Origin of the sequence: Arthrobacter sp. 49Tsu3.1M3, assembly GCF_900168135.1 — a bacterium.
Taxonomy (GTDB): Bacteria; Actinomycetota; Actinomycetes; order Actinomycetales; family Micrococcaceae; genus Arthrobacter.
The window spans coordinates 1-12,781 of sequence record NZ_FUZD01000023.1 but is presented as its reverse complement, the minus strand read 5'-3'; the positions used below and the strand labels follow the sequence as shown (position 1 = coordinate 12,781).

At 66.6% G+C, this 12,781-nt stretch carries 10 protein-coding genes; 8 read left to right on the top strand and 2 right to left on the bottom strand.

Annotated elements, in window-relative coordinates:
* Positions 1–280: 280 nt before the first annotated feature.
* The 3 genes from pcrA to sucD all read left to right on the top strand — a co-directional run bounded on the left by pcrA (position 281) and on the right by sucD (position 5,297).
* Positions 281–2,818, top strand: coding sequence for a DNA helicase PcrA (gene pcrA, locus B5X90_RS18180; RefSeq protein ID WP_079555338.1), 2,538 nt, complete (start codon positions 281–283; stop codon positions 2,816–2,818).
* Between the two features lie 394 nt (positions 2,819–3,212).
* Positions 3,213–4,382 carry an ADP-forming succinate--CoA ligase subunit beta gene (sucC, locus tag B5X90_RS18175; protein ID WP_018776032.1) on the top strand — a complete coding sequence of 390 codons (1,170 nt, stop codon included), beginning with the start codon at positions 3,213–3,215 and terminating at the stop codon, positions 4,380–4,382.
* 12 nt (positions 4,383–4,394) lie between these two features.
* Entirely contained in the window at positions 4,395–5,297 is a 903-nt protein-coding gene (gene sucD / locus B5X90_RS18170) for a succinate--CoA ligase subunit alpha (protein ID WP_028275595.1), read from the top strand.
* A 185-nt stretch (positions 5,298–5,482) separates the two neighbouring features.
* On the opposite strand, the gene B5X90_RS18165 is transcribed toward sucD, so the two are convergent.
* Both B5X90_RS18165 and B5X90_RS18160 read right to left on the bottom strand, forming a co-directional pair.
* Entirely contained in the window at positions 5,483–5,965 is a 483-nt protein-coding gene (locus B5X90_RS18165; RefSeq protein WP_079555337.1) for an SRPBCC family protein, read from the bottom strand.
* A complete protein-coding gene (locus B5X90_RS18160; protein WP_079555376.1) occupies positions 5,962–6,324 on the bottom strand; it encodes an ArsR/SmtB family transcription factor in 363 nt (120 codons plus the stop codon). The genes B5X90_RS18165 and B5X90_RS18160 overlap by 4 nt, the downstream gene beginning before the upstream one ends.
* A gap of 237 nt (positions 6,325–6,561) precedes the next feature.
* On the opposite strand from B5X90_RS18160, the gene B5X90_RS18155 reads away from it, so the two are divergent.
* The 5 genes from B5X90_RS18155 (at position 6,562) to B5X90_RS18135 (ending at position 12,682) form a co-directional block, all read left to right on the top strand.
* Positions 6,562–6,966, top strand: coding sequence for a tautomerase family protein (locus B5X90_RS18155; RefSeq protein ID WP_079555336.1), 405 nt, complete (start codon positions 6,562–6,564; stop codon positions 6,964–6,966).
* A 243-nt stretch (positions 6,967–7,209) separates the two neighbouring features.
* Positions 7,210–8,211, top strand: a complete 1,002-nt coding sequence (gene iolC, locus B5X90_RS18150; protein ID WP_079555335.1) for a 5-dehydro-2-deoxygluconokinase — start codon at positions 7,210–7,212, stop codon at positions 8,209–8,211.
* Positions 8,208–9,158 carry a Cgl0159 family (beta/alpha)8-fold protein gene (locus B5X90_RS18145; protein WP_079555334.1) on the top strand — a complete coding sequence of 317 codons (951 nt, stop codon included), beginning with the start codon at positions 8,208–8,210 and terminating at the stop codon, positions 9,156–9,158. Before iolC ends, B5X90_RS18145 begins: the two co-directional genes overlap by 4 nt.
* A 39-nt stretch (positions 9,159–9,197) precedes the next feature.
* Positions 9,198–11,126 (top strand): 3D-(3,5/4)-trihydroxycyclohexane-1,2-dione acylhydrolase (decyclizing), encoded by a 1,929-nt coding sequence (iolD, locus tag B5X90_RS18140; RefSeq protein WP_079555333.1) that lies wholly within the window; start codon positions 9,198–9,200, stop codon positions 11,124–11,126.
* A 47-nt stretch (positions 11,127–11,173) separates the two neighbouring features.
* Positions 11,174–12,682, top strand: coding sequence for a CoA-acylating methylmalonate-semialdehyde dehydrogenase (locus tag B5X90_RS18135; RefSeq protein ID WP_079555332.1), 1,509 nt, complete (start codon positions 11,174–11,176; stop codon positions 12,680–12,682).
* Positions 12,683–12,781: the final 99 nt, after the last annotated feature.

Genomic DNA, 12,781 nt, shown 5'->3' with positions numbered 1-12,781 from the left:
CATTTTTCGCTGTCAGGAGTGGGCACATGGGGAGTGTGTCCATTGATCACGCGTGGCGGGGGACATGCTCGTTCCACTGTGCCGGGTCCGTGGGGCATGGCATTTCGAGACACCCCGGTGGGACATGCTCATTCTTCCGGACAACCTGCGCGGGACATGCTCATTGTTCGCGGTCAGGGCTGGGCAGAAGGGGATTATGTCCACTGGGCGCGGGCAGGGGAGGGCATGTCCCGACGGGCGGACACGGCTGTCAGCGCCACCGCCTAGACTTAGATACACCATGGATATGTTGTTTGACCCTTACGCCGACGGACCCTTCCAAGCTGCCTCCAAGGCGGCGGCAGGCACTAAATCGCGCTCCGGGTCCGGCCTGGCGGGCCTGGATTCCGGACCGGATTCCGCCCCGCACGGCACCAGCCCGCACGGCGGCGCTCCGCACGGCGACGGCCCTGACAGCGGCGGCTGGGACCGCCCGCAGCTTCCGAACGCCGGCGAACTCCTCGAGGGGCTGAACCCCCAGCAGGAAGAAGCGGTCAAGCACGCCGGCAGCGCCCTGCTGATTGTCGCCGGCGCCGGGTCGGGCAAGACCCGGGTGCTCAGCAACCGGATCGCCTATCTGATCGCCACGAGGCGGGCGCACCACGGCGAGATCCTGGCCATCACCTTCACCAACAAGGCCGCGGCCGAAATGCGGGAACGGATCGAGGCGCTGGTCGGCGGCCGGGCCAAGACCATGTGGATCTCCACCTTCCACTCCTCCTGCGTCCGGATCCTGCGCCGCGAGGCCAAGAACGTCGGGCTCAACTCCAACTTCTCGATCTACGACTCCGCCGACTCGCTGCGCCTGATCACCCTGGTCGCCAAGAACCTGGACCTTGACCCCAAGCGCTTCGCGCCCAAGGCCATCCAGCATAAGATTTCCGCGCTCAAGAATGAGTTGATCGACGCGGACAGCTATTCCTCGAGCGCCAATTACAACGATCCTTTCGAGCAGGCCGTCGCCGAGGTCTTCAAGGGCTACACCCAGCGCCTGCGCCAGGCCAACGCCATGGACTTCGATGACCTGATCGCCGAGACCGTCTACATGTTCCGGGCGTTCCCGGCGCTCGCCGACTCCTACCGGCGCCGCTTCCGGCACGTCCTCGTGGATGAGTACCAGGACACCAACCACGCCCAGTACGCCCTGGTGCGCGAGATCGTCGGCGAGGGTCCCGACGCCGCCGAGCTCACCGTCGTCGGCGATTCGGACCAGTCCATCTACGCCTTCCGCGGCGCGGACATCCGCAACATCGTGGAGTTCGAGAAGGACTACCCGGACGCCCGCACCATCAAGCTCGAGCAGAACTACCGTTCCACCCAGACCATCCTCAGCGCCGCCAACTCGGTGATTTCCCGCAACCCGAACCGGCCGGAGAAACGGCTCTGGACGGCCGAGGGCGACGGCGAGAAGATCGTCGGCTACGTCGGCGAGAACGAACACGACGAGGCCCAGTTCATCGCCAAGGAAATCGACCGGCTCCAGGACGAGGGCAACCTGCGCCCCGGCGACGTCGCCATTTTCTACCGCACCAACGCCCAGTCCCGCTCGATCGAGGACGTCCTGGTCCGCGTGGGACTGCCCTACAAGGTGGTCGGCGGCACCCGCTTCTACGAGCGCAAGGAGATCAAGGACGCCCTCGCCTACCTGCGCGTCCTGGTCAACCCGGACGACGACGTCAACCTCCGCCGCATCCTCAACGAACCCAAGCGCGGGATCGGTGACCGGGCCGAGGGGGCCGTCGCCGCCCTGGCAGAGCGTGAGCGCACCTCCTTCATGACCGCCGCGAGGCGCGCCGACGAGGCCCCGGGCATGGCGACGCGTTCGGTGAACGCCGTGCTGGGCTTCGTGAAACTCCTCGATGACCTCGCCGAGGTCGCTTCCGGCTCCGGCGCCGCCGCGGCCCTCGAAGCCGTGCTCGAACAAACCGGCTACCTTGCCGGGCTGCGTTCCAGCACCGACCCGCAGGACGAGTCTAGGGTGGAGAACCTCGCCGAACTGGTCGCCGTCGTCCGGGAATACGAACGGGACAACCCCGAAGGCTCGCTCGGCGCCTTCCTGGAGCAGGTCTCCCTCGTGGCTGACGCCGACCAGATCCCGGACGCCCCGGGCGCCGATATCGACGCCGCCGTCGCCGAAGCCAAGCGGCTCGGCGTCGTGACGCTGATGACGTTGCACACCGCGAAGGGCCTGGAATTCCCGGTGGTGTTCCTTACCGGCATGGAGCACGGGCTGTTTCCGCACCAGCGCTCCGCCACCGATCCCAAGGAACTGGCCGAGGAACGCCGGCTGGCCTACGTGGGGCTGACCCGTGCCCGCAAGCGTCTCTACCTGACCAGGTCCGAGGTCCGCAGCATGTGGGGCCAGAGCCAGTACAACCCCGCGAGCCAGTTCATCGAGGAGATCCCGGCCGAGCTCGTCGAGTGGAAGCGCGAAGGCGCCAGCCGCCAGAGCGGAGGCTGGGGGAGCGGTGCCGGGATCGGGTCCAGCCGCTACGGCGGATCGTTCTGGGGCGCCGGGACCGCCCGCGGCGCCGCTGCCAGCCCGTCCGCCGGCTTCAACGCCGATGTTCCCGCCGCCGTGGCCAAGAACAGGGTCCAGCCGCAGAAGGAAGTCGTCGCCGTCAGCGTGGGGGACAAGGTCAACCACACCAGCTTCGGCAACGGCACCGTCCTGGCGGTGGAGGGCGCCGGGGACAAGACGGTCGCCAAGGTCAAGTTCGACGTCGGCGAGAAGCGGCTGCTGCTGCGCTACGCGCCGCTGACCAAGCTGGATGCCTAGCTGACTGCGCAGCTGGACGTTTGGCCGAAGACCCGATGGGAGCCCGGAGACCGGTCCGCCGGCACTCCACGCTGCCGGATGAACGGGTTTTCGCCGTACGTTACGAACGCCGGTCTGGCACGGCCGCGCCGGCCTTCGGAGCGCCGTCGAACGCCCCAAAAACCCCGTAATCTAGCGGTTTTTCTACGCTCCATAGAATAGTGTCCTTACTCACATAACCGGTACTCTGGAACGGGCTGGTCCGATCGAAGGACTAGAGTTCCCAAAGGAGCATTGCGCCGTGTGGCTCGTTTCCAAGCTTGTCGCAGGGTGCGTTTATTCCGCAGCCCGGTAACCGCGAGTACGTGGGGTCCGGCTGTACAGAAACTACTTCGACGTAGAAGGACACTAAACCGTGGACCTGTTTGAATATCAGGCGCGCGATATGTTCGAGGCGCACGGTGTACCCGTGCTTGCTGGCATCGTGGCGCACACCCCTGAAGAAGCAAAGGCAGCTGCCGAGAAAATCGGCGGCGTAACTGTCGTAAAGGCGCAGGTCAAGGCCGGAGGCCGCGGCAAGGCCGGCGGCGTCAAGGTCGCGAAGACCGCTGACGAAGCGTTTGAACACTCCACCAACATCCTCGGGATGGACATCAAGGGCCACACCGTGCACCGGGTGATGATCGCCCAGGGCGCAGACATCGCCGAGGAATACTACTTCTCCGTCCTTCTGGACCGGGCCAACCGCAACTACCTGGCCATGTGCTCGGTTGAAGGCGGCATGGAAATCGAGCAGCTCGCCGTTGAGCGCCCCGAAGCCCTGGCCAAGATCTCGATCGACCCGGCCGTGGGCATCGACCAGGCCAAGGCCGACGAAATCGTCGCCGCGGCAGGCTTCGCCGAGGAACTGCGTGGCAAGGTCGCCAGCGTAATCCTGAAGCTCTGGGACGTTTTCAAGAAGGAAGACGCCACTCTTGTGGAGGTCAACCCGCTGGTCCTGACCGGCGCCGGCGACATCGTTGCCCTCGACGGCAAGGTCTCCCTCGACGAGAACGCCGACTTCCGCCACCCCAAGCACGCTCACCTTGAAGACAAGGACGCTGCTGACCCGCTCGAGGCCAAGGCCAAGGCGCAGGACCTCAACTACGTCAAGCTGGACGGCGAAGTCGGCATCATCGGTAACGGTGCCGGCCTGGTCATGTCCACCCTCGACGTCGTTGCCTACGCCGGCGAGAACCACGGCAACGTCAAGCCCGCGAACTTCCTGGACATCGGCGGTGGAGCTTCCGCCGAGGTCATGGCTGCAGGCCTCGACGTCATCCTGGGCGACCCGCAGGTCAAGTCCGTCTTCGTCAACGTCTTCGGCGGCATCACCGCCTGTGACGCCGTCGCCAAGGGCATCGTCGGTGCACTGGCCGAGCTGGGTCACTCCGCGAACAAGCCGCTGGTAGTCCGCCTCGACGGCAACAACGTTGAGGAAGGCCGCCGCATCCTGGCCGAGGCCAACCACCCGCTGGTTACCCTGGCCGCCACCATGGACGAGGGCGCCGACAAGGCTGCCGAGCTCGCCAACGCAGCGAAGTAGAGGGACTCGACTATGTCTATTTATCTGAACAAGGACTCCAAGGTCATCGTCCAGGGCATCACCGGCGGCGAAGGCACCAAGCACACCGCCCTGATGCTCAAGGCCGGCACCAACGTTGTGGGCGGCGTCAACGCCCGCAAGGCCGGCACCACGGTCCTGCACGGCGACGCCGAGATCACCGTTTTCGGCACCGTCAAGGAAGCCATGGCCGAGACCGGCGCTGACGTTTCCATCGTCTTCGTGCCGCCGGCATTCACCAAGGACGCCGTCGTTGAAGCCATCGAGGCCGGCATCGGCCTCGTCGTCGTCATCACCGAAGGCGTGCCGGTCCAGGACTCCGCCGAGTTCTGGGCACTGGCCCAGTCCAAGGTCGACGCCAACGGCAAGCAGGTCACCCGCATCATCGGACCGAACTGCCCCGGCATCATCACCCCGGGTGAGGCCCTCGTCGGCATCACCCCGGCCAACATCACGGGCAAGGGCCCCATCGGCCTTGTCTCCAAGTCGGGCACCCTGACTTACCAGATGATGTACGAACTGCGCGACCTCGGCTTCTCCACCGCCATCGGCATCGGCGGCGACCCGGTCATCGGCACCACCCACATCGATGCCCTCGAAGCCTTCGAGGCTGACCCGGAGACCAAGGCGATCGTCATGATCGGCGAAATCGGTGGCGACGCCGAAGAGCGTGCCGCCGACTACATCAAGGCCCACGTCACGAAGCCGGTTGTTGGCTACGTGGCCGGCTTCACCGCTCCGGAAGGCAAGACCATGGGCCACGCAGGCGCCATCGTCTCGGGTTCCGCGGGCACAGCCCAGGCCAAGAAGGAAGCCCTCGAGGCTGCCGGCGTCAAGGTCGGCAAGACGCCGTCCGAGACCGCCAAGCTCCTGCGCGAGGTCTTCGCGACCCTCTAGGTCCGAAGCGCCGAAGCACCAGCACTACGGCAACGCGGGGTCACTTGCGGCCCATCCCACTCGGTGGGATGGGCGCGGAGTGACCCCGCGTTGTCTCTTTAAGGTTGTTTCTTAAGCACGACGGCGGCAGGTCACCTTCCTTGGGAGGTGGCCTGCCGCCGTCGTACTCTTTAAGACCCCTGGTCCTAGACCTTGGCCCCGCTGAGGACTTCCTCGAGCCGTTCGTAGGCTTCGGTCATGCCGGCCTCCATTCCGGACTGCGCCATGCCGTCGCGGGCCTCCATGCTGGGGTAGACCGCGTGGCCGCTGAGCCGCGAACGGCCGCCGCCAAGGTCCTCGAAGGTCAGGAACTCGATGCTCACCACGTCAGGGTAGCCGTCGAATTCGAAGGTCTGGATGGCGAAATCATTCTCGCGGACGGTGTGGAAGACTCCGGTGAAACCATAGGCGCTGCCGTCCGGTGCGGTGTGGGTGTAGCGGTAGCTGCCGCCGGTCCTGAAGTCGTAGTGGTCAACAGTCATAGTCAGCCGCCGCGGGCCAAGCCACTGGGCGACGAGCTCGGGATCCTTGTGCGCCCGGAACACCTCGGACACCGGAAAATCGAATTCACGCTCGAAATCGATGAACGGCAGACCCTCGGGGACGGTCAATTTCAGTGCGTTGCTCATGATGCATCCTTTGCCTGTGTGCCGCCCTCGGCGGCGCGGATTTCAAGCACGGCGTCAAGACTGCGGAACTGCCCCTCGCGGGCCAGCCGGTACTGGTCAATCCAGGCGGTGAGCGCTTCCAGCCGTGCAGGGTTCAGGTGCACGGGCCGGCGCTGGGCGTCACGGGTGCGCGTGACAAGTTGCGCCTGCTCGAGGACCTGGATGTGTTTCGAGACCGCCTGCTTGGTGATCGCGAAGGGCTCCGCCAGTTCATTGACGGTGGCCGGGCCCCGGCTGAGCCGGGCAATGATGCGGCGGCGGACCGGATCGGCGAGGGCCAGGAAGGCCGCGTCGAGCTCGCTGTCATCGCGTGCTTCCATGCCGTATCCCACCTCCCCGTGACAACATCCCCACATCCCGAAAATCTCCGCGACCTCAGGATCTCTACCCAATCTGCATGGTGATCAACTAATTCATTGATCAACCTCTACATTGATAACGCTACGCCGGGCTCGCAGTCCCGCGCAATACCCCAACGTTGGCCACAGCGGAAATTCCTTGCCTCGACTCGAATACCTTTGTTAGTATGTTAGGACAAACTACCGAAGGGGATGCGAGTGCCTCTCGTACGAATTGACGTCAACCAGGGCCGCAGCGCGGAGCAGCTCCACGGACTCAGTCGGGGCATCCACGACGCGATCGTGGCCGAATTTGGCATCCCGGAGCGGGACTACTTCCACGTGCTGACCGAGCATCCCGAGGGGCAAATTGTCGCCCAGGATGCCGGGCTCGGCTTCGAGCGGACGCGGGACGTGGTGATGATCCAGATCTTCACCCAGGCCGGGCGCAGCCAGCCCGCCAAGCAGTCCCTGTTTGCCGCCATTGCGGACAGGCTGGCCGCCGCGGGCGTCGCCGGCGAGGACGTTTTCATCGGATATGTCGAAAATACTGCGGGGGACTGGTCGTTCGGTTTCGGGCGGGCCCAGTACGTCACCGGCGAACTCGGCGTTCCCGCCAGGTAATCACCGGGCAATTCCGGCGCCTGCTCCGCCGCCGCGGCGCCGTAGTGCGCGTCAGTTTCCAGCCCCCGTGTCATTTTGTAAATATGTCAGTACAAACCTTTGACAGTACATGGATTCTAAGGCAAAGTAGTGGTTGTGGCCCGGCTCACGCCAGGCCCCACAGCACCAATAAGCACCACAGAAACGCCGAAGCTCAGGCTGCGCAAAGGTATCGAGTCCACACCAGAAAGGTCCACGATCACCGTGACCCACGAACTGCTCACGATCGGGCGCATCAGTGTTGATATCTACCCGAACGACATCGGGGTGGATCTGGAGGACGTCACGTCCTTCGGAAAGTACCTTGGCGGATCCCCGTCCAACGTAGCGGTCGCCGCTGCCCGCCACGGCCGCCGCGCCGCCGTGATCACCCGCACCGGCGACGACGCCTTTGGCAAGTACCTGCACCGCGAACTGCGCAAATTCAACGTGGACGACTCCTTCGTCACGGCGGTCAAGGAATGGCCCACCGCGGTCACGTTCTGCGCCATCAAGCCGCCGGAGGACTTCCCCCTCTACTTCTATGGACGCTTCCCCACGGCCCCGGACCTGCAGATCAAGGCCGAGGAACTGGACCTGGACGCCATCAGGGACGCCGGGATCTTCTGGTCCACCGTCACCGGACTCTGCCAGGAGCCCAGCCGCACCGCCCAGCTCACTGCCCACGAGGCACGGCCCCGCACCGGGCTCAAGGAAGGCCAGTTCACCATCCTGGACCTCGACTACCGGCCGATGTTCTGGGCCTCCGAGCAGGAAGCCCGGGAACAGGTCGCCAGGATCCTGCCGCACGTCACCGTCGCGATCGGCAACGACAAGGAATGCGCCGTCGCCGTCGGAGAGGGCACCCCGGACGAACAGGCAAACCGGCTGCTCGCGGCCGGCGTCGAAATCGCCGTCGTGAAGCTGGGCCCTGAAGGGGTCATGGCCAAGACCCGCACCGAGCGTGTGGTGTCCGCCCCGGTGCCCGTGGAAACCGTCAACGGCCTCGGCGCCGGCGACTCCTTCGGCGGGGCCTTCTGCCACGGACTTCTCTCCGGCTGGCCCCTGGCCCAGGTTCTCGACTTCGCCAACGCCGCCGGCGCCCTCGTCGCGTCCCGCCTGTCCTGCGCCGACGCGATGCCGACGCCGGACGAAGTCACCGGCCTGCTCGCCGAACGCGGCCGCCTCCTGCCGGGTACCTACGCCACCGAAGGAGCAGCACTGTGAGTGCAAACCCAGCCGTCGCCACCCGTGCGGTGAACGATGATCCCCGCCGCTACGAGCACCTGAGCATTGTCCGGCTCGAAGACCCGGAAGCGATTGCCCGCGCCGCCAAGGCACGGCGCCGGCACCCCGGTGTCAGGGCCCACCGGCAGAACTTCATTGTCGCCGCCGACCACCCGGCCCGCGGCGCGCTCGCCGTCGGGAATGATCCGGTGGCCATGGCCGACCGCCGCCAGCTCCTGGACCGCCTGCAGATTGCCCTGGCCAACCCGGACGTGGATGGTGTCCTCGCCTCGCCGGACATCATGGACGACCTGCTCCTGCTCGGCGCCCTCGAGGGCAAGCTGCTTTTCGGCTCGATGAACCGTGGCGGACTCTCCGGTCTGGTGAACGAATTCGATGACCGCTTTACCGGCCACACCGCGGCCGCGCTCGAGGCCCTGGGCGCCGACGGCGGCAAGATGCTGACCCGCATCTGCCTCGGTGACCCGGACACCGTCGTCACCCTCGAAGCGACTGCGAGGGCCATCGACTCCCTCGCCGAACGCAGGCTGATCGCCATGGTGGAACCGTTCATCTCCGTCCGCGAAAACGGGAAGGTCCGCAACGACCTCTCCACCAATGCCGTCATCAAGTCAGTCGCCATCGCCGAAGGCCTCGGCGCGAGCAGCGCCTACACCTGGATGAAGCTCCCCGTGGTGGCGGAGATGGAACGCGTCATGGCGTCCACCACGATGCCCACCGTGCTTCTCGGCGGAGACCCGGACGCCGGCCAGGACGAGGTGTTCGCCAGCTGGCAGGCTGCCCTCGCCCTGCCCGGCGTCCAGGGCCTCACCGTCGGCCGGACCCTGCTCTACCCGCAGGACGGCGACGTCGCCGGCGCCGTGGCAACCGCGGCCTCGCTGCTGCACCACACCGAATCCACCCGCACCAAAGAAGTATCGGAGTAGCTTCCCATGGGAATGAGCACGGCATCAGGAACACGCAGAATGACGGTCGCCCAGGCCGTCGTTGAATACCTCTCCAAGCAGTACACCGTCGATTCGGTCGGCGGCCGGGACTTCCGGGAACGCCTGATTCCGGGCACGTTCGGCATCTTCGGCCACGGCAACGTCGCCGGCGTCGGCCAGGCCCTCAAGCAGTACCAGCAGCTCGATCCGACGATCATGCCGTACTACCAGGGCCGCAACGAACAGGCCCAGTCCCACCAGGCGGTCGGCTTCGCCCGCCACACCCGCCGCCGCCAGACCTTCGCGATCAGCACCTCGATCGGGCCGGGCTCCTCGAACCTGCTCACCGGCGCGGCGCTGGCCACCACCAACCGGCTGCCGGTCCTGCTGCTTCCGAGTGACACGTTCGCGACCCGCGCCGCCGACCCCGTGCTGCAGCAGCTCGAACAGCCCTACGCCTACGACATCACCGTCAATGACGCGTTCCGGCCGCTGTCGAAGTTCTTTGACCGCGTCTCCCGGCCCGAGCAGCTGTTTTCCGCGTTCCACCACGGACTCCGGGTCCTCACCGACCCGGCCGAGACCGGCGCCGTCACCATCTCGCTGCCCCAGGACGTCCAGGCCGAGGCCTTCGACGTGCCCGAGGAATTCCTGGCCGAACGCGAATGGCGGATCCGCCGCCCGGACGCCGACGACGAGGACATCCGCCGCGCCGCCGAGGCGATCCGCGCCGCCAAGCGCCCGCTGATCATCGCCGGCGGCGGCGTGCTCTACGCCTACGCCAACGAAGAACTCGCGAAGTTCGCCGAGCTGACCGGCATCCCGGTCGGCAACACCCAGGCCGGCGTCGGCGTCCTGCCCTGGGACCACAAGTTCTCCCTCGGGGCCATCGGTTCCACCGGCACGACGGCGGCCAACGCCATCGCCGCCGAGGCCGACCTCATCATCGGGATCGGGACCCGCTACGAGGACTTCACCACCGCCTCCCGGACCGCGTTCCAGAACCCGGACGTGAAATTCATCAACATCAACGTCGCCGCCCTCGACGCCTACAAGCACGGCACCTCACTGCCGATCGTGGCCGATGCCCGCAAGGCCCTGGTCAAGCTGAACCAGGCCCTCGGCGGCTACCGCACCGGCGCGGACCTCGAGCAGCGGATCGCGGCCGAGAAGAAACGCTGGGACGCCACCGTGGACGAGGCATTCGACACGCGGTTCACGCCGCTCCCGGCGCAGAACGAGATCATCGGCGCCACGAACCGCGCCATGGACGCCCAGGACGTCGTCATCTGCGCCGCCGGCTCACTCCCCGGTGACCTCCACAAGATGTGGCGCGTCCGGGACCCGTTCGGCTACCACGTCGAATACGCCTACTCCTGCATGGGCTACGAGATCCCGGGCGGCCTCGGGGTCAAGCGCGCCGCCCTCGCCGAAGCCGCCAAAGGCGGCACGCAGCGCGACGTCGTCGTCATGGTGGGGGACGGCTCCTACCTGATGATGCACACCGAACTCGTCACCGCCGTCGCCGAGCGGATCAAGCTGATCGTGGTCCTGATCCAGAACCACGGCTACGCCTCGATCGGTTCGCTTTCCGAGTCCCTCGGCTCCCAGCGCTTCGGCACCCAGTACCGGGCGCTGGATGAGGAACACCACAGCTTCGACGACGGCGACCGGCTCCCGGTCGACCTCGCCCTGAACGCCGAAAGCCTCGGCGTGAAGGTCATACGGATCGAACCGGGGGAGAAGGTCATCGCCGAGCTCGAGCAGGCCATCCGGGACGCCAAGGCTGCCCCCGAACGCGGCGGCCCGATCGTCATCCACGTTGAATCCGACCCGCTGCTGGATGCCCCCAGCTCCGAATCGTGGTGGGACGTTCCGGTCTCCCAGGTCTCCGGGCTCGACTCCACGAAACAAGCCTTCCAGACCTACACCGACCACAAGGCCCGCCAGCGCAAGCTGCTCGGCTGACCCCCTTCATCACCACGAACAGCCACAGACCAAGGAAGTCCAGCACTATGTCAACGACGACCGTCACCACCATCAGCCACTTCATCAACGGCGCCGAAACCGCCGGCGAGGGCACCCGCACCCAGCCCGTCTACAACCCGGCCACCGGCGCCGTCTCCGCGGAGCTGCGGCTGGCCAACCGGGCCGACCTGGACGCCACCGTCGCCGCCGCCCGCGCGGCCGCCGATTCCTGGGGCGACATCTCCCTGGCCAAGCGCACCGCCGTGCTGTTCAAGTTCCGCGAACTCGTCGCCTCCCACGTGGACGAGCTCGCCGAACTGATCACCGCCGAACACGGCAAGGTCCTCTCCGACGCGAAAGGCGAGATCGGCCGCGGCCTGGAGGTCATCGAGTTCGCCTGCGGCATCCCGCAGCTGCTCAAGGGCGACTACTCGGACCAGGTCTCCACCGGCATCGACGTCTTCTCCTTCCGCGAACCGCTCGGCGTCGTCGCCGGCATCACCCCGTTCAACTTCCCCGTCATGGTCCCGCTGTGGATGGCCCCGATGGCGATCGCTACCGGCAACGCCTTCATCCTCAAGCCCTCCGAGCGCGACCCCTCCGCCTCGATGCTGCTCGCCAAGCTGTGGAAGCAGGCCGGGCTGCCCGACGGCGTCTTCCAGGTCCTGCACGGCGACAAGGAAACGGTCGACGGCCTCCTGACCCACCCGGACGTGGACGGCATCTCCTTCGTCGGTTCCACCCCGATCGCCCGGTACGTCCACGAGACCGCCACAGCCCACGGCAAGCGCGTGCAGGCCCTGGGCGGGGCGAAGAACCACGCGATCATCCTGCCCGACGCCGATCTCGACAACGCCGCCGACCACCTCGCTGCCGCCGCGTTCGGCTCCGCCGGGGAACGCTGCATGGCCATCTCCGTCGCCGTCGGCGTCGGCGACGCCGCCGACCTGCTGGTCAAGAAGGTCGAGGAGCGCGCCCTGGCCGTCAAGGTCAACAACGGCACCGTGCCCGACGCCGAAATGGGCCCGGTCATCACGCCGGCGTCCAAGGAACGCATCGTGAAGATCGTCACCGAAGCCGAAACCGCCGGCGCCGCGATGGTGGTGGACGGCCGCGACCTCGTGGTCCCCGGCCACGAGGACGGGTTCTGGGTCGGCCCCACCGTCCTGGACCACGTCAAGACCGAAATGACCGCCTACACCGAGGAAATCTTCGGCCCCGTGCTGGTGGTGGTCCGGGTCGAGGACCTCGACGCCGGCATCGCCCTGATCAACTCCAACCCCTACGGCAACGGCACCGCCATCTTCACCTCCTCCGGCGCCGCGGCCCGGAAGTTCCAGCGCAGCGTCACGGTGGGCATGATCGGCATCAACGTGCCCCTGCCCGTCCCGGTCGCGTACCACTCCTTCGGCGGCTGGAAGGCCTCGCTGTTCGGCGACAAGCACATCTACGGCCCCGAAGGCGTCTCCTTCTACACCCGCGGCAAGGTGGTCACCTCCCGCTGGCCCGAACCGACGCACGCCTCCGGAGCCTCCTACAACTTCCCGTCCAACTAGTCCCCACCGCCACCCTCGCCTCGCAAGCTCGGCCAGGGAACCCTGGCGGCGTGGGCCCACTCACCGCCACCCTCGCCTCGCAAGCTCGGCCAGGGAACC